This window comes from Bartonella sp. W8151 (assembly GCF_016100385.1).
Classification (GTDB): Bacteria; Pseudomonadota; Alphaproteobacteria; order Rhizobiales; family Rhizobiaceae; genus Bartonella; species Bartonella apis.
Window position 1 is genome coordinate 29,265 of sequence record NZ_JACFSO010000005.1, and the last position, 21,261, is coordinate 50,525.

Annotated in this window: 13 protein-coding genes and 1 tRNA gene; 7 read left to right on the forward strand and 7 right to left on the reverse strand. The window is 45.7% G+C overall.

All coding sequences use genetic code 11. The features are described from left to right. The 4 genes from H3V14_RS10265 to H3V14_RS10280 all read right to left on the reverse strand — a co-directional run bounded on the left by H3V14_RS10265 (position 1) and on the right by H3V14_RS10280 (position 4,655). Complete coding sequence (locus H3V14_RS10265) at positions 1-1,431, reverse strand: aldehyde dehydrogenase family protein (protein ID WP_198228443.1); 1,431 nt, start codon at positions 1,429-1,431, stop codon at positions 1-3. 340 nt (positions 1,432-1,771) lie between these two features. Continuing rightward, positions 1,772-1,921: a hypothetical protein gene (locus tag H3V14_RS10270; protein ID WP_198214584.1), complete on the reverse strand. Its 150-nt coding sequence runs from the start codon at positions 1,919-1,921 to the stop codon at positions 1,772-1,774. A 297-nt stretch (positions 1,922-2,218) separates the two neighbouring features. After that, positions 2,219-3,649: an aldehyde dehydrogenase family protein gene (locus H3V14_RS10275; protein ID WP_075915487.1), complete on the reverse strand. Its 1,431-nt coding sequence runs from the start codon at positions 3,647-3,649 to the stop codon at positions 2,219-2,221. A gap of 361 nt (positions 3,650-4,010) precedes the next feature. Beyond that, positions 4,011-4,655, reverse strand: a complete 645-nt coding sequence (locus H3V14_RS10280) for a hypothetical protein (protein ID WP_198228447.1) — start codon at positions 4,653-4,655, stop codon at positions 4,011-4,013. A gap of 528 nt (positions 4,656-5,183) precedes the next feature. Here H3V14_RS10280 and proP point away from each other — a divergent pair. Continuing rightward, a complete protein-coding gene (proP, locus tag H3V14_RS10285) occupies positions 5,184-6,674 on the forward strand; it encodes a glycine betaine/L-proline transporter ProP (RefSeq protein WP_198228449.1) in 1,491 nt (496 codons plus the stop codon). Positions 6,675-6,789: 115 nt separating this feature from the next. On the opposite strand, the gene H3V14_RS10290 is transcribed toward proP, so the two are convergent. Beyond that, positions 6,790-7,260: an Lrp/AsnC family transcriptional regulator gene (locus H3V14_RS10290; RefSeq protein ID WP_075869240.1), complete on the reverse strand. Its 471-nt coding sequence runs from the start codon at positions 7,258-7,260 to the stop codon at positions 6,790-6,792. A 175-nt stretch (positions 7,261-7,435) separates the two neighbouring features. Here H3V14_RS10290 and putA point away from each other — a divergent pair, with 175 nt between their 5' ends. From putA to H3V14_RS10305, 3 genes are all read left to right on the forward strand, one after another. Further along, positions 7,436-11,104 carry a trifunctional transcriptional regulator/proline dehydrogenase/L-glutamate gamma-semialdehyde dehydrogenase gene (gene putA, locus H3V14_RS10295; RefSeq protein ID WP_198228459.1) on the forward strand — a complete coding sequence of 1,223 codons (3,669 nt, stop codon included), beginning with the start codon at positions 7,436-7,438 and terminating at the stop codon, positions 11,102-11,104. 184 nt (positions 11,105-11,288) lie between these two features. Further along, positions 11,289-14,546, forward strand: a complete 3,258-nt coding sequence (locus H3V14_RS10895) for a DNA translocase FtsK (RefSeq protein ID WP_246785170.1) — start codon at positions 11,289-11,291, stop codon at positions 14,544-14,546. A gap of 306 nt (positions 14,547-14,852) precedes the next feature. Beyond that, entirely contained in the window at positions 14,853-17,402 is a 2,550-nt protein-coding gene (locus H3V14_RS10305) for a PAS domain-containing sensor histidine kinase (protein WP_198228461.1), read from the forward strand. Between the two features lie 371 nt (positions 17,403-17,773). Here H3V14_RS10305 and mscL read toward each other — a convergent pair whose 3' ends face one another. Both mscL and H3V14_RS10315 read right to left on the reverse strand, forming a co-directional pair. Next, positions 17,774-18,187, reverse strand: a complete 414-nt coding sequence (gene mscL, locus H3V14_RS10310) for a large conductance mechanosensitive channel protein MscL (RefSeq protein WP_198228463.1) — start codon at positions 18,185-18,187, stop codon at positions 17,774-17,776. A gap of 154 nt (positions 18,188-18,341) precedes the next feature. Further along, the gene (locus H3V14_RS10315) at positions 18,342-18,737 is read right to left on the reverse strand and encodes a hypothetical protein (protein ID WP_198214590.1); all 396 of its coding nucleotides are present in this window, start codon (positions 18,735-18,737) and stop codon (positions 18,342-18,344) included. Positions 18,738-18,848: 111 nt separating this feature from the next. Here H3V14_RS10315 and H3V14_RS10320 point away from each other — a divergent pair, with 111 nt between their 5' ends. The 3 genes from H3V14_RS10320 (at position 18,849) to H3V14_RS10330 (ending at position 20,825) form a co-directional block, all read left to right on the forward strand. Next, positions 18,849-19,196 (forward strand): DUF952 domain-containing protein, encoded by a 348-nt coding sequence (locus H3V14_RS10320; RefSeq protein ID WP_075869874.1) that lies wholly within the window; start codon positions 18,849-18,851, stop codon positions 19,194-19,196. After that, positions 19,193-20,281, forward strand: a complete 1,089-nt coding sequence (locus tag H3V14_RS10325; RefSeq protein ID WP_198228465.1) for a quinone-dependent dihydroorotate dehydrogenase — start codon at positions 19,193-19,195, stop codon at positions 20,279-20,281. The genes H3V14_RS10320 and H3V14_RS10325 overlap by 4 nt, the downstream gene beginning before the upstream one ends. A 467-nt stretch (positions 20,282-20,748) precedes the next feature. Continuing rightward, a tRNA-His gene (locus tag H3V14_RS10330) sits at positions 20,749-20,825 on the forward strand. Positions 20,826-21,261 lie beyond the last annotated feature (436 nt).

Consider the following 21,261-nt stretch of genomic DNA (forward strand, 5'->3'; position numbering starts at 1 on the left):
TTACCATTCGGAGATGGCTTTTGTATCAAGAAATTGCTTGATTCCCCAGATACTACCTTCACGGGCATGGCCGGAATATTTGACACCACCGAAGAAGCTTTCCTTCGGCAAACTCTTACCGTTAACTTCGACCATACCGGAACGCAAGGCCGTTGCAACGCGGTGGCATTTTTCCTTGTCTCCGGATTGGACATAGTTGGTCAGTCCATAATCCGTGTCATTGGCCATTGCAATGGCTTCTTCTTCACTGTCAAAAGGAATCATCGACAGAACCGGCCCGAAAATTTCCTGACGGAAAATTCTCATATCCGGTTTGACATCGGCAAAAACGGTCGGGCGGACAAAATAGCCGCGCTTGAAACCGTCAGCCAAGCCGGTACCACCGGCAACAAGTGTTGCGCCTTCGTTGATACCCGATTGGATAAGGCCTTGGATCTTGTCAAATTGGGCTTTTGATACAACCGGTCCCAAATGGTTTCCGTGTTCGCTCGCAACAGCAAGTTTGACATTATTTGCTACGTCTTTCGCAATTTTCTTGGCTTTTTCATAAATTGAACGCTCGACAAACATGCGGGTCGGTGCATTGCAACTCTGGCCGCTATTGTTGAAGCAGGCCAGAACGCTCCATTTGATAGCATCTTCACGGGCATCGGCGAAAACCAGATTGGCTCCTTTACCACCAAGCTCCAGATCAACATGTTTTAATGTGTCCGAAGCATTTTTGGAAATTGCTTTGCCAACGCCGGTAGAACCGGTAAAACTTATCATTGCAATATCGGGATGGCCGGAAAGACATGTTCCAACACCGGCGCCATCACCATTGACAAGGTTGAACACACCCTTGGGAAGACCCGCCTCATCAATAATATCGGCATATAAGAGACCGGAAAGCGGAGCAATTTCAGAAGGCTTCAAAACCATCGTGCAACCGGTAAGCAATGCCGGAATAACCTTCAGGTTGATCAGGTTCATTGGCCAGTTCCATGGCGTAATGAGACCGACGACCCCGACCGGCTCATATTGAAGCGCACTATCTTTATGACCTTTGACAAGTTCGGTCTTAAAAGAAAAATGCTTGAAACTATCAATAAAGCCTTCGATAAAGTAAGCACCACCTCCGACTTGTTGTTCCAAGGCCATATCAATCGGGGCACCCATTTCTGTTGAAATAGCTTTCGCCATTTCACCTCTGCGCTTGTTATAGATGTCCAATATTTTTTCAACAAAAGTTAAACGCTTTTGCGGGTCGGTATGCTTCCATCCGTCAAAAGCTGCCTTTGCGGCTGCAACTGCATGATCGACATCTTTCGACGTGCCATTGCTGATGACAGCACAAGCTTCTTCCGTCGACGGATCAATTACTTTGAGGTCATGTGCCTCGACTGGCTCAACCCAGGCACCATTTATATAGAATTTGCGTTTATCTAACATATTTATCCCTTTAAGCCCACGCAGGGCAATTTTATATCGGTTTTCCTTTTTCCCGAAGCCATAGACATCCATATTGGAAAAACTTTTTGTCGTTCAAAAAGTTGGAAGAACCGGAATTTCCGTGCAAACGGCTTTTTTAAAAATACGATTGCCCCTCTTATTTAAAAAGTGATCCTAGGTATTAAAGTGTTGTCGTTTATTTTTTTAAAAAAAGTCGCAATAAGGTAAGACACACGAAAGCCGTGTTGAAACAATAAAAATCCGGCAAGCTTTCAATATTCTTATAAGCCAAAGGTCTTTCAAAGAGGCCAATATCGGGAGGAAAAAACGGAGGAGCAGATCACGGCGTTGACTGAACCGTCTCGTTATCATTGCCGGAATAGACCACAAGGCCTGCCGGTTTGTTGATAACTATAAAATCATCATTTTTATAAAGGATATCAAGGCCTATTGCATACCCTTCGGGGCGTGCTGCAACCGGTTCCGGCAACAAACTTTAATTGAACAGCCAATTTTCAACCGCGTTTTCGGTTTGCGTATAACAAGTTGATTTATTTTCAACTGGCCTTCACAAATGAAATCCTCAAGAGCCTGAAGACGCGAACACGACATTTCCGGACAATTCTTTGCCAGCCCTTAATCGACGCGTTGACCTTTGGCTGTGTCATCACTTACCAGTCTGATCAACTTCCATCCTGCCTATTTGCAAAAGTCGGAAATTTGCATTTCCGGCAAAAAGTAAATGGCTTTTTGCCGGAAAGGGTAACCTTATTTTATCATTCGGATTTTACCATTCGGAAATGGCTTTTGTATCAAGAAATTCCTTGATTCCCCAGATACCACCTTCACGGGCATGGCCTGAATATTTGACGCCACCGAAATAGCTTCCCTTCGGCAAGCTTAAACCGTTGACTTCAACCATGCCGGAACGCAATGCCGTTGCAACGCGGTGGCACTTTTCCTTGTCTTCGGATTGGACATAGTTGGTCAAGCCATAGTTCGTGTCATTGGCCATTGCTATGGCTTCTTCTTCACTGTCAAAAGGAATCATCGACAGAACCGGTCCGAAAATTTCCTCGCGGAAAATTCTCATGCCCGGTTTGACATCGGCAAAAACAGTCGGCCGGACAAAATAGCCATGATTGATACCTTCTGGCAGACCCGTTCCACCGGCAAGAAGTGTTGCTCCTTCGTCGATGCCCGATTGGATAAGGCCCTCAATTTTATCGAATTGGGCTTTTGATACAACGGGGCCGAGATGGTTTCCATGTTCGTTTGCCACAGCGAGTTTGACATTATTGGCAACTTCTTTTGCTGTTGCTTTGGCTTTTTCATAAATCGAACGCTCGACAAACATGCGGGTTGGTGCATTGCAACTCTGGCCGCTATTATTGAAGCATCTTAAAACACTCCATTTGACAGCATCTTCACGGGCATCGGCGAAAACCAGATTGGCTCCTTTGCCTCCAAGCTCGAGCCCCACACGTTTTAGTGTTTCTGCTGCATTTTTGGAAATTGCCTTACCTGCGCGGGTGGAGCCGGTAAAGCTTATCATGGCAATGTCCGGATGACCGGAAAGACATGTTCCAACACCCGCACCATCACCATTGACAAGGTTGAACACACCCTTCGGCAGACCAGCCTGATCAATAATATCGGCGAATAAAGATGCAGAAAGCGGAGCAATTTCGGAAGGCTTCAAAACCATGGTACAACCGGCAAGCAATGCCGGAATGACCTTCAATGTAATCTGGTTCATCGGCCAGTTCCATGGCGTAATGAGACCTACAACTCCAATCGGCTCATATTGAAGCGCACTATCTTTATGACCTTTGACAAGTTCGCTCTGGAAAGAAAAATGCAAAAAGCTATCAATGAAAGTTTCAATATGGCGTCCACCAGCCGCAGCCTGTTGTTCTACAGCCATATCAATCGGGGCGCCCATTTCGGTTGAAATAGCCTTCGCAATTTCACCCCTGCGCTGATTGTAGATGGCCAATATTTTTTCAACAAAGGTTAAACGCTTTTGCGGGTCGGTATGCTTCCATCCCTCAAAGGCTGCTTTTGCAGCTGCAACTGCATGATCGACGTCTTTTGACGTGCCATTGCTGATAACACCACAAACTTCTTCAGTTGATGGATCAATCACATTAAGGTCGTGTGCCTCGACAGGCGCAACCCAGGCGCCATTTATATAGAATTTGCGTTTATCTAACATAGTTTATCCCTTTAAGTCCTCGCTTGGGTATTTTATACCTGTTTTCACCCTATCCAAAGTCATAAGACGTTTTTATTGGCAAAACTTTTTGTCATTGGAAAAATAGTAGAACCGGACTTTGGCGCAAAAAGGTTTTTCAAAATTACGATCGTCTCTATTATTTAAAGAGCGATCACATCTGTTAAAAGTATCATTGTCCGGTTTATTAAAGAGAGCGTACGACAAAATCAGCAAAAGCGGTATTGGAACAATAAAATCAGGCAAGCTCTAAACAGTCTTATAAGTCGGACGGTTTTCTAAAGAGGCCCGTTTTGCACAACCCGTTTTTCGACTTTTATCGGCAATAGTTTTGCAAAAGTTTTTATTTATCTGGTTCCACGCTTTCAGATTTCTCGGGTTCAGGACTTTCAGATTTCTCGGGTTGGGAGCTGTTAACCGGTTTGTCCTCGCAGCTTGATACCGGAATTTCCATCTTGGCCTTTTTATCCCCATCAATAAAGGTGACGTAATAGGATTTGATCGTCAAATCAAAATATTGCTGATTGGTTTTGCGATAAGGCAGCGCTTGTTCGGCCTTGAGTATTCCACAATATTTTACGAGATTTTTATTCAGATAAGAATTGGCATATGCTTCGAGATCGTCTTTTGTGGATCCTTCGGCCAATGGAGTGTTGTTTTTCACGTTAAGTGTAAGTGAATGGGCACGTACCTTGACATGGGTGAGTGTCACATTTTCGAATTTCAATGGTGTTTGTTCGAATTGCCGGTCAAGTTGTTTTTGACGTTGAGCGAGATTTATCAAGGGCTGAACCGGACTGGGGCCATCAGTCTGGAAAGCCATATAAGCTGCCATTGCAAGAGCACCTGTGGCGATCACCATAAGTTTTTGCGGAACTTTCAAAAGCCGCATGACAATAGAAAACAAGACCAGTGCCACAATAAGAATTGTAACAACGATCTCGATTCCGTGCAGATCGAATGGCAATATATAGATCAGTTCTTCCATGGCTCAATCATCATTAAAATTAATTGCGTTAAAGTATAAAACAAAATTCTTAATCATAAGATGGCGACCGACAGAGATTGGTTTTCGACAGCCTCAAGTTGAAAAGACATATCCACATCATAAGTTCCATCTTAATGCTCGACTTGTTATTTTTGATTAAATTATCTATACTGAACTTCTCATATATGTGATTTTGGTTGACGGTTATTGATCTGGCCCTAATTTTCAAGATGGTCATTAGCGTTGTTGTGGGCAATTATTCAACCGTCTTTAGTCCTTTATCGAATTTCCGGTTATGTTTACCGCGGGATTTGATGGAAGCAAGACTTGATTGTCTTTTTTTAAGAAAGGGCAAACCTCGGCATCGTGAGAATTTGGTAGGAACGACCTTCATCGTCGCGTTTTAATGCGCTTCAATGAAGGGGTATGTCTTTGGCTCGAAAAGGAGCTTTTGCTCAAAAAGAACGGGGGCTCGAAAAGGGGCGGGCCTTTTTATTCAGAAGACATATCAGGAATAAGGAAGAACATATGTCAGAAACGACACAACAACCACTTACTGTCAAAGATATTCCGATTGTCGGAAACAAAGAATTGCGAAAAGTTATCTGCGCAGCGGGTCTTGGAAATGCCATAGAGTGGTTTGATTTCAGTGTCTACGGTTTTCTGGCAGTCATTATCGGACACACGTTTTTTGCTTCCGCTCCCCAATCGGTTCAATTGATTGCATCCCTTGCTACTTTTTCCATCCCGTTTCTGTTCAGGCCGATGGGCGGCGCCATTTTCGGTTATCTTGGCGACAAATATGGTCGCAAAAACATTCTTTCCTTTACAATCATTTTGATGTCGGCAAGCACATTTGCTATCGGCCTCATTCCCTCTTACGCGACAATCGGGGTATTCGCGCCACTTTTGCTGCTTCTTGCTAAAATCATTCAGGGCCTTTCCGTTGGTGGTGAATATGCCGGTGCGGTGGTTTTTGTGAGCGAATATTCACCGGATAGGAAGCGCGGCTTTATGGCAAGCTGGCTCGATTTCGGTTCCATTGCCGGTTTTCTTGTCGGTGCTTTGGTGGTGTCGACGATTTCTCTTGTGATCGGGCAGGATGCAATGGGCAATTGGGGTTGGCGTATCCCCTTCTTTATTTCACTGCCGCTGGGGTTGGTCGGCCTTTATTTAAGAAAATCGTTAGATGAATCGCCCACTTACGAAGCACAAAACAACAATTCGGCCGAGGAGGAAGCACAGGAAAAAGTCGAGACGACATCTGTCGGTACCATCATCAAGGAAAACCTCAACGGCATTGTTATCAGTTGTCTGTTGGTGATTGCGGTGAATTCGACCTATTATATGTTGCTCACCTATATGCCGAACTTTTTATCCGTCAATCTCGGCTACAGTTATGACCATGGTGTTCTTATTATCATCGTTGTCATGGCTTTCATGCTTCTGGTGCAACCTCTTGTCGGTTTTTTAAGCGATAAAATCGGTCGCAAACCATTTCTGTTTATCGGTTCTGTCGGTCAATTCTTTCTCGCTATTCCCGCTTTTTATATGGTCATGCACCACAATGTATTTATGATCGCAGGGGGAATTGCCATTCTCGCTATTCTTCTTTGTTGTTTCATCGGTGTTATGGCCTCTATCCTTCCGGCACTTTTCCCGACTGATGTACGTTTCAGAACACTTGCGATCTGCTTTAATATTGCAGTGTTGATTGCCGGTCTTACACCGCCTATTGCAGCCTGGCTTGTTGAAACTTTGCAATCTCTTTATATGCCGGCCTATTATCTCATGGTGGTTGCTATTTTCGGCTTTATCGCAGCCGTCAAAATGCCGGAAACGGCCAATCGTCCGCTAAAAGACGCAACACCGGTTGCTTCGTCCAAAACCGAGGCAAAAGAAGTTTTGCAGGAACATTTCGATTATATTGAAGATCAGGTCAACGAGATTGAAAACAAAATCTCCGATCTTGAGGAACAGCGGCAAAATCTTGTTGACCAGCATCCGAAGCTGAATTGATTGAGAAATATGGCCGTTTCGCTTTATGGTCAATTGACCGGCTTTTGAGCTTCAAACCTCATATTGAGGAAGCTGACGTATAAAGGGCAGGTGCTAAAGGTTTCCGGTATATCGATTAACGCCTGAAACCGGCATCTACAACATTTTGCATAACCACGAAGGTTGATGTACTCGCGACATAGGGCAAGGTCGAAATTTTTTCGCCAAGAACGATACGGTAACGCTTGATGTCACTGGTTCGCACTTTCAAAAGATAGTCGAACGAGCTTGCAATCATGTGGCATTCTTCCACTTCCCGTATTTTTTTCACGGCAGCATTGAAAGCCCGCAAAGCTTCTTCTCTTGTGTCGGAAAGTTTCACTTCCGCAAAAGCGATATGTTCAAGTCCCATTTTTGCAGGGTTGAGCACGGCACGAAAACCGGTGATATAGCCTTCATTGACAAGCCTTTTTAAACGTAATTGGCAAGGTGTTTTTGAAAGGCCGACTTTCTCGGAAAGCTCGGTAATAGACATACGGCCATTTTCAACAAGTGCATCAATAATACGATTATCGATGCGGTCGATTTCGCTATTTTTTTCTTCCATTGATGTAAAAAATCCTAATACTCAGGCTTAAAACAAGAAAAAACACTAGAAAATACATTTTTTTGTGCAAGAAGTAAACTATAGCCAGTGCTATGATCGCTGCATAACAAGCTTTAAAAGCATTTTTTCAAAATTTTTCAAGTTCAATAAATCTTATCCAGAGTGGAATGAAATCATGACCAGAACACAAAAGCCGTTTGCCGAATTTGCGCCTCCCATCTCTAAGCAGAGCGAATTACGCAAAAAAATCACCGCAGCCTATCGTCGTTCGGAAACCGAATGTCTGAAACCACTTCTCGAGGCAGCAACGATTGACGATAAAACCAAAAAAGACATTGCTGCTACTGCTCGCCATCTCATTGAAACGATGCGGGCAAAATATAAGGGTAAAGGAGTTGAAGGTCTGGTTCATGAATATTCTTTGTCGTCGCATGAAGGCGTGGCGCTCATGTGTCTGGCAGAAGCGCTGTTGCGCATACCCGACAAAGCAACCCGTGATGCCCTCATTCGCGACAAGGTGGCGGGCGGTGACTGGAAAGCGCATTTGGGTGGTGGAAAATCGCTTTTTGTCAATGCTGCGACCTGGGGACTTGTGGTTACCGGTAAACTATCGGCCAATTTCAGGGAAGGCGAACTGTCTTCCTCTTTGACTGGTCTTATCGCGCGCTGTGGCGAGCCGGTTATCCGCAAAGGAATGGATATGGCCATGCGCATGATGGGTGAGCAATTTGTGCGCGGTGAAACCATTGAAGAAGCGCTCGAGCGCTCGAAACCACTGGAAGCACGCGGGTTTCGTTATTCCTATGACATGTTGGGGGAAGCCGCTACAACGGCTGACGATGCCGATCGCTATTATCGTGACTACGAGATGGCAATTCATGCCATCGGTAAAGCCTCGAATGGACGTGGCGTCTATGAGGGGCCCGGTATTTCCATTAAGCTTTCTGCACTTCATCCCCGTTATTTCCGTTCTCAGGCCGACCGTGTCATGGGCGAACTCATGCCGCGCGTCAAACAATTGGCTTTGCTTTGTAAAAATTACAATATCGGGCTTAATATAGATGCCGAGGAAGCTGACCGGCTCGAGCTTTCACTCGATATTATGGACAGTCTGTGTTTTGACCCTGATCTTGACGGCTGGAACGGTATCGGCTTTGTTGTGCAAGCTTATGGTCGTCGCTGCCCCTTTGTGCTTGATTATCTCATTGATCTTGCCCGCCGCAGTCATCATCGCTTGATGGTGCGCCTCGTCAAGGGCGCCTATTGGGATGCTGAAATCAAACGCGCGCAGGTTGACGGACTTCAAAGTTTTCCAGTTTACACACGTAAAGTTTATACAGATGTTTCCTATGTTGCCAATGCCCGAAAACTTCTTTCGGCTCCCGATGCCGTTTTCCCGCAATTTGCAACGCATAATGCCCAAACTATGGCAACGATCTATCATCTGGCGGGGCCTGATAAATATACTGTCGAACAATTCGAGTTCCAGTGTCTCCACGGCATGGGCGAACCACTTTATGACGAGGTTGTAGGCAAAGATAAAATGCAGCGTCCGGCACGCCTTTATGCACCGGTCGGAACACATGAAACCTTGCTTGCTTATCTGGTACGGCGGTTGTTGGAAAACGGTGCCAATTCTTCTTTTGTCAATCGCATTACCGACAAGTCTATATCGGTTGATGAACTTGTTGTTGATCCGGTTGATGTGGTGCGTAATATGCCCGTTCCTGGTGCCCAGCATGATAAAATTGCTTCACCTGCCAATCTTTTCGGAAAAGACCGTCGCAATTCCGATGGATATGATTTATCGAACGAAACAGTGCTTGCAGAACTCTCGAAAGAATTTGAGAAAAGTTCGGCAACAGACTGGCAAGCAGCACCGGCGAATGTCGAAAAGGGCGCAAAATCACGTCAAATTTTAAATCCCGGAGACCATCGCGATAAAGTGGGCGAGGTTACCGAGATTGATGAAAGTGAAGCGCGCAAAATGGTTGCGACCGCTGAAAAAGCGTTTTCATCATGGGCAAAGACTTCCTATCAATCGCGCGCCGAAATTCTTGAAAAAGCGGCTGATATTATGCAAGCGCGTATGCCTTCACTTCTTGCGCTTGCCGCACGGGAAGCCGGAAAATCTATACCGAACTCTATTGCCGAAGTGAGAGAAGCAATTGATTTCTTGCGCTTTTATGCCGGACAATTGCGCACGACTTTTAAAGGCAATGAAGAACCTTTGGGGCCGATTGTTTGTATCAGCCCGTGGAATTTCCCGCTGTCGATATTTATCGGTCAAATATCGGCTGCATTGGCGGCGGGTAATACTGTTTTGGCAAAACCGGCCGAAGAAACACCGCTTATTGCTGCTGAAGGTGTGCACATATTGCATGAAGCGGGAATCCCGAAGGACGTACTACAATTCTGTCCAGGAGATGGAAAAATCGGTGCGGCACTTATTGGCGAGAAAGCGACTTCAGGCGTTATGTTTACCGGTTCGACAGAAGTTGCGCGGCTTATCCAGAAAGAGCTTTCAACCCGCCTGAGCAAAGATAAGAAACCCATTCCGCTTATTGCCGAAACTGGTGGGCAGAATGCCATGATTGTCGATTCGTCAGCACTTGCCGAACAGGTTGTGGGAGACGTTATCGCCTCGGCTTTTGATAGTGCAGGCCAGCGTTGTTCGGCTTTGCGGGTTTTGTGTTTACAGGAAGAAGTGGCTGACCGCATTCTGGAAATGCTTAAAGGAGCAATGCAGGAATTGCGTATCGGACGCACAGATTTGATCGGTACCGATATTGGCGCGGTTATTACCGAAGAAGCCAAGGATAATATCGAAACGCATATCGAAACAATGCGCGCTATGGGGCATAAAGTAACGCAAACTCCGCTTCCCGATATTGCAAAAGAGGGAACATATGTAAGCCCCACTCTTATCGAGATCGATTCGATTGGCGAATTGAAGCGTGAAGTCTTCGGGCCGGTTTTGCATGTTGTGCGTTATAAACGCAAAGATATTGAAAAGCTTATCAACGAAATCAATGCAACCGGATATGGTCTCACCTTCGGGCTTCATACAAGACTGGATGATTTTGTCGATTATGTTTCAAGCCATATTCGGGTTGGCAATATCTATATCAACCGCAATATTATCGGCGCGGTTGTCGGCTCCCAACCATTTGGCGGAAGGGGATTATCCGGAACAGGTCCCAAAGCCGGTGGGCCTTTATATATCGGACGCCTCGTCAAACAGGCTCCCGACCTGCAATTTTCTGTTGGGCCAAGAAAAAATGAACTCATCGACAGTTTTTTGGATTGGCTCCAAAAAAACGGAGACTCATCCGATGCAACCTTTGCAAAATCATTAAACGGGAAGTCACCGCTTGGCGTCGCCATCAATTTGCCGGGGCCGGTGGGGGAAAGCAATGTCTATTCCCTTCACAGCCGTGGAAAAATTCTCCTTTTTCCGCAAACGAAAAGCGGGCTTTACCGGCAGCTTGCCGCGACATTTGCAACCGGCAATATTGCCGTGATTGACGCAGCTTGCAAATTGCAAAATTCGCTTTCGGATTTGCCGGAACAGCTTGCTCGGAACGTCAAATGGTCAGAAAATCTAAACGCCGATGGTCCTTATGCGGGTGCGCTCATAGAAGGCGATGAAAACAGCATTATCGAAAAACAGAAAATTATAGCAGCCCTTTCAGGGCCTATCATTCTCACACAAGCGGCAGCAAGCGAGGAGCTTACATCAGGTGAACTCCCCTATAACCTCGGTTATCTTAGCGAAGAAGTTTCAACTTCGGTAAATACAGCCGCAGCCGGAGGTAATGCAAGCCTGATGACAATCGGCTGAAGGCCGGCAATTATTGCCGCTTGTTGAAGATATAGTCATGACCACCGGAATATCTGTTCCGGTGGTTTTTTTGTTGATAAAGCGACTTTGGCAAAAGGTTATTAACTTTCGCACTTTAACGTTGAAAACATGAGTTTTGTTAAGAGGCAATCTTTAAAAATTGCCGCAATCTAGTTTGAGTGCCATGCGTAATCTGAAAACAAATCCGGTCTCTTTAAATCCTGTTGCCAAGCCCGTTTCCGGCGCCCCTGCAAAGCCAGAAGAAGCGATAGTTAGCGCACAATCACAAACGCAATACCCGACCATATGGAAGAAAGCCTTTGCTCTCGGACAGAATGTACGTTTCACACGCACGCCGGAAGTCGAACTTGTGCGCAAACGGGTTGAAAGTGATCCGGATTTTGCTGAAAAGTTGCAAGCTTTCGAAGAGGAGCAAAGGCAAAAGCGTGAAAATGTGGGCTTGAAAGAGGATCTTTCAGAAAATAAAGAATCGGTGGCACCAGCTGGAACCATTCCCTTAGAGCAGGGAAAGACTCAAGTTCGCTCCTTGCAAGACGAGGTGATTGCTTCTGTCCAACGCAAAAATATTGAACAGAATTATAGCGTCAAATCTGTTTACACACGCCCTCAAAACAATGGCGCTCCTCAAATCCGGAATGAAATTTCTATGCAAGAAGCGGCGGTCGAGGTGGAAAAACCGGCATCCGAAATTAATAAGCCTGCCGATATCAAGCCGTTTTATCTTTCCGATTCGGCATTTTTTGAATGCGGGCCGGACATTCTTGAAAATCTGGCAAAACTTACGCCACAAAATAAAAGCGAGCTTCAGCCGGTTGAAACGCCGCTTGCAAGTGCAAACACTATTGTTCCGGAAACAAGCTTGAACATGATTGCGCCCGAAACAGATGCAAACGCTGTTGCAGTCGAAAAGAAGCCCGTTGTGACTGTACAAAAAATGTCACTTGATGGGGCGCTCACGTCGGGTGCGTCCCAATTACCGCCAGTCGCTTCGACTTTGATGACGGGTAATGCAACCGAAGAAAAAAGCGCCGCCAAGGTTGAAGAAAAATCTATTGCCGATCTTTATCGGGTGCTGGAATGCCGTTTCCCGAAAAAGAGTGGAAATGATCCGGAAAAGCCAACGGAAAAGGTTGAAGAAAAAATTGAACAGCAAGCGGCGGCACCGGGCATAGTTCAACTGACAAGTACTGAATCAGGGGCTTCAGCTCCGGTAGCAAATGATGCGACGGTTCAAGTACCGGCAACATCGGAAGCGGCGGGCGTGGAAAATACCAATGCCGTTATTATTGACGCGGCACCGCAATCAATCATCAATCAGACAGCGGTAACAGAAAGTGTATCGTTATCAAGTGTTAGTCCGGCAATCACTCCCCGACTGACTGAAACGCCTGTTCTGCAAGTGATAACACCATTGCCTGACAATTCTGTTGTCACTACCTTTAACAATCAGGGGCAAGTAGTGATTGAAAATGCCGGTGTCGAGAAGAATACCGAAAATACAGCTGGTGAAGAACAAACGAGTAAATCCGTTGATAGCACAGGGTCTCAAGCGGCATCGCAAAATCCGGCTTCTGTTTCCCCGGCGGGAAAGGAAAATTCGGTTGCTTCATCTGCCGGAATTATCGAGGATATAGAACCGGTAAAAACAGCCAACACCCAGCCCGCTGCAGCACTTCCACAGGCCATAGCACCTCAACATAGCGGAGAAGAAAAGGCTCCTGAACAAAAGGAAAAAACGCAAGCTGTTGCGCCAATTGCAACAACTGCGCAAACCGCAACAACCGCGCAAAATGCAACAATTAAGCCAACTGCAACAAAAGCGACGATTTCTGCACCATTTCGCACTCTCAATCCGGCTTTTATTCCGAGCCCCAAATCCCAAAGCGACGATTCTTATATTTTCCCTTCAATCGACCTTTTGCAGGAGCCGGAACATAAAGATGGCGCGGTGATTTCTCAGGAAACACTTGAACGCAGTGCCGGACTTCTTGAAAGTGTGCTGGAAGATTTCGGTATCAAAGGCGAAATCATCCATGTCCGTCCGGGGCCGGTTGTCACCATGTATGAATTCGAACCGGCAGCCGGTGTCAAATCATCGCGCGTTATCGGTCTTTCTGATGATATTGCCCGTTCGATGTCGGCCATTTCCGCGCGTGTTGCGGTTATTCCGGGGCGCAACGTAATCGGCATAGAATTGCCGAATAAAGTGCGCGAGACCGTTTATTTACGCGAAATTATCCAGTCGAAGACATTTCAGGATAGCAATTACAAGCTGCCGCTTGCTCTGGGTAAAAATATCGGCGGTGAACCGGTCATTGCAGAACTTGCAAAAATGCCGCATCTGCTTGTGGCCGGTACCACGGGTTCGGGTAAATCGGTGGCAATCAACGCCATGATCTTGTCTCTGCTTTATCGTTTGAAACCGGAGCAATGCCGCCTCATCATGGTTGATCCCAAGATGCTTGAACTGTCTATCTATGACGGCATACCGCATCTTCTAACCCCGGTTGTTACCGATCCCAAAAAGGCTGTGACGGCATTGAAATGGGCGGTGCGTGAAATGGAAGATCGCTATCGCAAAATGGCAAAACTCGGCGTGCGCAATATTGACGGCTTCAACCAGCGTGTCAGTGCGGCAGCAGAAAAAGGCGAAACCATTACCTGTCGTGTCCAATCCGGTTTTGACAAGGAAACCGGCGAAATGCTTTATCATGAAGAGGCAATGGATCTTACGCGTCTTCCTTATATCGTCATTATTGTCGATGAAATGGCCGACCTGATGATGGTTGCGGGTAAAGAAATCGAAGGTGCAATCCAGCGTTTGGCACAGATGGCGCGAGCTGCGGGAATTCACCTTATCATGGCAACACAACGTCCTTCGGTTGATGTGATTACCGGCACAATCAAGGCGAATTTTCCAACCCGCATCTCATTTCAGGTAACCTCCAAGATTGATAGCCGCACGATACTTGGCGAACAAGGTGCAGAGACATTGCTGGGCCAGGGTGATATGCTCCACATGGTGGGCGGCGGCCGGATTGTTCGTGTTCACGGCCCCTTTGTTTCCGATGAGGAAGTCGAGCATGTTGTGGCACATCTGAAGACACAAGGCACGCCCGACTATCTTGCAACAGTGACGGATGGTGAAGACGAAGAAGAAACCATCGAGGACGCCGATTCGATTGCCGATATTGTGGCTGCCGGCAGCGCCGGAGAAAATATGGAAGAACTTTACTTGCAAGCTGTCAAAGTGGTCATGCGCGACAAGAAATGTTCAACATCCTATATCCAGCGCCGTTTGAGCATCGGTTACAACAAAGCCGCGACACTGGTTGAACGCATGGAAGCCGAAGGTATTGTCGGTCCGGCCAACCATGTGGGAAAACGTGAAATTCTTTTAAATCATGGCCATGAACTTTGATAATCGGTTGAGTTAACCAATTCGCGAGAAGGCGTAGACAGTGATGTCTGCGCCTTTTTGCTATAGAAAGACAAAACATTATTTTCTAGAAGGTAGAAACGCTTTATCCATAGAAAGAACTGAAGAAATGACGGTCAATCCATTGAAGTGATTGACGAGTTTCGAACATATTTGAAAGATATCTTTCAACCGAAGTTTCAAAAATTTTATAGCGGCCGACAAGGATGTTTCCTGATTCCTTTTGAAACTTTTTGCTCTTTCCTGTAAAAGATCGAATTAACATTTCTTTAACCGGTGGAGCAATTCTTGGCATTTCTGGATTTTCTATCTCAAAGTACAATCAGAAACGCTTTTTTGAGCGGCAAGTGTTCTTTCGTGCTTGACCGCAACGCATCGGTTTTATTGTGGCTTGATGGTGCTGCTCTCTCGTTTTTCGGCTTTTCATCACTTACCGATGCACTTGATCGGGAAGAAATTTTCGATAGTGCTGTTAAACGTCAGATCGAAAATGGCATCAAAAGCGGTCATCCGGTTCATTTGCGTGGAAAAAACGGAGCGCGGTCTTTCAATCTGTCACTTATATCCGGTGGTTATGCATCAAATGAAACATATGGGGAAAATGCGCCGGACGAACAGAAAGAGTTTATCTTTGCCTCCGAGATCAATTCGGCAAAAACAACAAACGGGGCAGGCAAAGCAGCAAATGATATAAATCGGAATCTTTCAAGCTCTCATCCGGAAGCACTTCTTTTCGGGCTTGAAGGTAAGAATATTTCGGCGGCTATTTGTGACGACGAAAACAAAATTCTTGCGAAAACAGGAAATTTTCAGCCGCTTGGCGATGCGCTCCAAATTTTTCTTTCTTCTATTGACGGTTTTTCACCCATTAAAACATTGATGAAAAATGACGGGGGAAAAGTACAGGTCAATGCCATTCGCCTTGGCGAAATGCCACAACGTTTTCTCGTTCTTTGCTTCAATGTCACGGCAATAGAAGAAAACGCGGACGATCGGAACAACTTGAAGACACATGCAAAGCCGGAGCGTTTTACATGGCAAATGGACAAAAACAGTGCGTTCATCAATTTTTCCCGCGAGTTTTATGATCTTGGGGGTGACGCTGAAAAATTGCTTGGGCGTTCGCTTGCCTATCTTGCCAGTGAATACAAAAATTCCGGTTTTTTAAACCTTGAAAAAAACATTTCGCAATGCACCGCCTTTCAACACGAGGTGGTTCTTTTTCCAACTAAACGAGAATACGCGAATTTGGAAGTCTCTTTGTCTGGTCTTCCTATTTTGTCGCTTGATGGAAAAATTGAAGGATTTCGCGGCTTTGGCATAGGGAAGGCTCCGGTCGACAGGCAACCAAATCCGGAGAATGGAAATCGGGTTGCCGCTTCTGTCGCAACTGTCGGGAATGAATTAACTCCAGTGCCGGAAAAGCCGGTTGAAGACGAGATAATCCAATCGCAATTGTTGCCAGATCATATTGCGCCGGATGATGAAGACAAAACGGCTCTTGGGGGGCAAGTAAAACAAGCTGGACAGTCTCCGCAAGAGCGCGATAAGGACACGGCTTTGAACAGTTCGGAACGTTCGGCTTTCCGTGAAATTGCGGAGCGTTTGCGCAGCGAATTACAATTGCCTGCCGTTGCACGGCCGCTTTCGAAGGCTGCAAATACAGATAAAACAGCTCATGACGACACATTGGCCGGCGACAGCAAGTTTACCCCCGAACAGTCTTCCCTTCTCAATTTGCTGGATACAGCAACTGACGGTGTTGTCTTTCTTGATAATGACGGCGCAATAGAAGGTTTTAGCGCAGCCGCGTCGGCTCTTACCGGTTACGAAAGACAGGACGTGACCGGTAAACCTTTTAAAAGCTTGTTCCGCCCGACATCCGAAGAAGCGATCGATAATTATCTTGCCGCACTTAAAAGCGGTGGAGCAAAGCGCTTATTCAACCGTGGTCAATCGGCCGATATTCGAACTAAGGGCGGTGATGACATTCGGGTTTTCGTCACTCTCGTACCGCTTTCCAACCAAAAAGGATATGCGGGGCTTTTGCGCGATATGACGAATGTGTCGGCTCAAAGCCAGCCAATCTATGATAACGAGGTTTTTGCACAAACCATCCACGAGATCAGGACGCCGCTTAACGCCATGATCGGTTTTGCCGATATCATGCGGGAAGAACGTTTCGGCCGAATAGAAAACGAGCGTTACCGTGGCTATTTGCGCGACATTGTTTCTTCGGGCAAACATATATTGTCACTCGTTAACTCTTTTCTTGAAAAGGCAAAATCGCGTTACGAAGAAAGATCGCATTCAGGTGGACAGAGTAACGCGCAGATAATCGACAACCGTCAATCTGCAGTGCCGGGTTTCGACGTTATCCAGCAGTTGAGGAAATCGGTTGCGTTGTTTGAAAATCAGGCAAACGAAAACGGCATTATTATTCGCATCATTATGCCGCCAAAAATACCGGCAATCAGGATTGATGCGCAGGAATTCAGGCAGATTATTTTCAATCTTTTGTCAAATGCTATCCGTTTTACCCAAAGTGGCGGTCAAATTGTGGTGCATCTTTCTTCAACAGATAAGAATTTGGTGAAATTGTCGGTAAGCGACAATGGTATCGGTATGAACGAGGAAGAAATGGCACGCGCCCTTCAGCCCTATGGACAGGTTGCAAGAAAGGACGGGCGCGCGGGGGACGCTGTGTTTACCGGTACCGGTCTTGGCCTTCCGACAACAAAAGGGATTGTCGAAAAAATTGGCGGGCGGCTCGTTCTCTTATCAAAACCGGGACAGGGAACAACAGTGGAAGTGTTTTTTCCCATTAACCGCTCGTGAAAAAGCGTACTTTTGGAAAAACGCTATCGAGAAGGCCAGCCCGAAAAGGTTGTGTAAATAAAGCCGATTTATGAAAACACAACTTTTGAAAACACATAATTTACAGGGACCTCAATTATAAGCGCATCGGAAAAAATTGAGCTCTCTTGAAATAGGGCAAAAAATCGGACGCCGCATTAATATCACTGGTGTGTCGAGAACCATATTTCTTATCGAAAATTTTGTTTTTCTTGCAGGTGCATTAAACTCGTCACACACTTCGACATTACCGGCTTTGCGGAACATTCTGCGGCAAATCTCACGGGCTGATTGTTACATTTGTTTTAAATATTGTCATACTTTGCCCCGCATGGCCTTTCGCTTTTTTGAGCTTATTTTTTCGTGGCCAACAGATCGCGTATTTCGGTTAGCAATACCTCGTCACGCGGAACCGGCTTTGGTGCAGGTGTTTGTTGCTCTTTACGATGCATTGCATTGATTGCTTTAACAACAATGAACAATACCCATGCAATGATAAGAAAATTGATGAACAAAGTAATGAAGTGGCCGTAGGCTATTGTGGCACCGGCTTCACGCGCTGCCGCAAGGGTTGTCTGTTTTTCACCGGCAAGCTGGATAAACATATTGGAGAAATCTATGCCACCGGTGATGAGCCCGATGACCGGCATGAGTAAATCATTGACAATCGAATTGACAAGTCCGCCAAAGGCACCGCCAATAATAACACCAATGGCCAGATCAATCATATTGCCTTTAAGTGCAAATTCCCGAAACTCTTTTAGCATCAGCCTCTTCCTCGCTTGTCGTTGATCGTTCTTAACTCTGGCAATAATCGTTGACGATTATGCTCTGACCGTAAAATATGGCACGGTTACCATAAGAAAAGACTTTTATTATTATTTCCTGCGCGACCTAAAAACATCGCGGAATTTTCAGGATTTAAAGTTTATCAGCGCCATTATCAGGGGCAGTTTCGTTATTTTTGAAGTCGTTTTTAAACTTGTCGAAGAAATATTTCATTGTGTCATAAGCCTGATCCATATCCTGTTTGCTGGGCAGGCTCGTTTTAGCTTTATTTTGTTGAAGCTCGGCAATTTTATCTTTCAACGTCTTGATTTCCTGTTCATAGCGCGCGCGTTCGTCACCGGAAATAGCACAGATTATTTTCCCGTCCTTATCAAGACATTTGTCGATGCTGCCGGTATCGCCATCAAAACGCAAATAACCACCATCGACTTTTTGAAATTCGAAACGATGATCGGATGCGGATCCGATTGTTGTCAAACCGATGGTGCAGAAGGATGCCAGAACAAGTGTTTTTAGAAATGTCGACATTTTTATTCCTTGGTTGAAACTCTCACATCTTTTATATAGGGATGAATAAGAATATTTCCCGTCTCATGGGCGCTTACGTCTGGCGGGGTAAGAATGTTAGGCTCGAAAGATATGGCCTTGATTTATAAGATTGTGTCGAAAGACGAATGGAAAAAAGCCGAGGAAACGGGTGTTTTTTCCGGTGCTGCAGTTGATATTGCCGACGGTTTTATACACTTTTCAACTGGCGAACAGGTGGCAGAAACGGCAAATAAACATTTCAAAGAGCAAAAAAATCTCTTGCTTGTAGCCGTTGATGAAGATGAGCTTGATGAAGAGGCACTGCGTTATGAGGTGTCTCGCGGGGACGCGTTTTTCCCTCATCTTTATGGTGAATTATCACTTGAAGCTGTTGTCGGTGTCAGTCCTTTTGAAGCCGACGAGAAAGGCACATTCCATTTCAGCGAGGTTTTGCCATGAACCTCTATCGTTCTTTATTACGCCCGTTGGTTTTTTGCCTATCACCGGAAAATGCCCACAGGCTTTCTATTCTTGCTTTGAAAGCTGGCTTCGGTTCAGGGAGTGAGTTCCGTGACCAACGTTTGGGTGTGAATATTGCCGGTCTGGAATTCCCGAATTTTTTAGGCTTGGCTGCCGGATATGATAAAAATGCGGAAGTTCCCGATCAAATATTGCACTTGGGCTTCGGCTTTAGCGAAGTTGGCACGATCACGCCGCGCCCGCAGGCGGGCAACCCGCAACCCCGTCTCTTTCGTCTCTGTGAAGACGAGGCGGTGATCAATCGCATGGGGTTTAACAATGAGGGGCATGAGGCCGCTCACAAACGTCTCGCCATGCGTAAAAAGCAAGGCATTGTCGGGGTCAATATCGGAGCCAACAAGGATTCCGACGATCGTATTCTCGACTATTCGCGCGGTGTTCATTGTTTCTATGATGTTGCAAGCTTTTTTACTATCAATATCTCTTCACCGAACACGCCGGGTTTGCGGAATTTGCAAGCCCGTGACAGTTTGAGAGAATTGCTTTTGTCGGTAAGCGGTGCAAGAGCGGAAGAAAAGCAGAAGACGGGCGTTCATGTTCCGGTCTTTTTAAAGATAGCACCTGATTTGACTGAAGAAGGGCTTGATGATGTTGCCGCCGAGCTTCTCGACTCCGATGTTGACGGGCTTATTGTTTCCAATACAACTCTTTCAAGAACCGGTCTTGAAAATAAAAGCTTCAGGAGCGAATCGGGCGGGCTTTCCGGAAAGCCGTTATTTGAACGCTCGACAATTGTTCTTGCCAAGATGCGCAAGAGATTACAGCAGAAAAAAGCAATTATCGGTGTTGGCGGCGTTTATGACGAGAAAACAGCACTCGAAAAAATCAAAGCCGGTGCCGATCTTGTCGAACTTTATAGTGCGATGGTTTTTGAGGGTGCAGGGCTTGCGAGACGCATCCTGAAAAATGTGATTGGAATCATGAAAAATGATGGTGCGAAAAAGATAGGGGAGTATCGCGACCTGTCTTTGGATGAATGGGCCAACCGTAAAATCCCTGATTAAGCGCGTTTACTAAAAACTTAGGTTCTCCAAAAGTGCCCAAGCAGTGCCTAAAAAGTGCGAAGCGGTTTTTAGCATAAGCACTGCGACAAGGAAAGAGTACGGTTTTGGGATAAGAACCGCGTTTACTCAAAACTTGGTTCCCCAAAAGTACCCAAGCAGTGCCTGAAAAGTGCGAAGCGGTTTTCTTCAATAACGCTGCGACAAGGAAAGAGTACGGTTTTAAAAAACCTTTGATTGAAAGTTTTCTATAAAAAAGAAGAGACGCATTTTGCGTGTGTTTTAACCCGCATGCATTGTCGATTTTGTAAGTCTCGCCACATAGACAAGCAAAAATTTCAGGACTTTTGAAGTTTGGCAAAACAAAAACGACTGAAAATGCCAATAAATAGAGTTTAAATGCGCTAAGGCACTTGCAAAATTGTTCGATCTTCCGTATGTCACCCGTCAGAATGTTTAATTCTAACGATGCGGTTGTAGCTCAGTTGGTTAGAGCGCTGGTTTGTGGCACCAGAGGTCGTAGGTTCGACTCCCACCAACCGTACCATTCCCTTCAAGCTTTATTATTACTCCAGTCGAATTGAAGCTTTACGGCTTTTTGTATCTCCTCATATTTTTATCGGAATAATGGAAAGACGTTGCTTTTATGCGTCGAATTTTTTTGATTGGTCGGAAACGAAAACTCTGTTTAAAAAGCCCGAATACGTTTTTGGTCGCAACGAGCGCCTTTAAACGAACAGTGAAAATGAAAATGTGAAGGCCGGTTTTTGATCTGTCCTGAGATAACCTCTTCGACGAATAATGATATTTCGGGAATCTCCCAATTTTCGACAACCGCAATTCATACAAGCGAGAAAGTGCGGGATAACGGTTTGCCGCCAGGAGAATGGAAAAAAGTCAGGATTTTTGAATAGGCAAGCGGGCGTTGGAACAGTTGAACGCCTATTAACGAGTCGTTTTAAAGGTCCTTTGCTTCAAGAAAA